Below are 280 nucleotides of genomic sequence, written 5' to 3' on the forward strand. Positions count from 1 at the left end.
ATCGTCCGTAACGTGATCCCCATCAATAACCGGAACGTCGTAATCCCAGAAACCTTCCGCGCCTTCAAAACCGGCCAATGGATGGCTACAGGTAATGCAAGCAAGCTCGGATGCACTCACCTCACGCACACGCGTGAACTCGGTTGCGCGGGCTTTGGTCAGAACCTCGGAGGCAAGGTCGTCGGCCAAAAGATAGAGATCACACTCCGCCGTCCAGCTTTCATCTTCGGTCGCTTCAACGCGATACAGCCCATAAGCAATGCTTGGATTATAGGCGATC

Annotated in this window: 1 protein-coding gene; it reads right to left on the bottom strand. The window is 54.3% G+C overall.

The features are described from left to right. The coding region (locus AB9F29_RS22520) for a hypothetical protein (protein ID WP_369757329.1) at positions 1-280 on the bottom strand (280 nt) is incomplete at both ends.

It is taken from the genome of Falsihalocynthiibacter sp. S25ZX9, from assembly GCF_041205405.1.
GTDB lineage: Bacteria > Pseudomonadota > Alphaproteobacteria > Rhodobacterales > Rhodobacteraceae > Falsihalocynthiibacter > Falsihalocynthiibacter arcticus.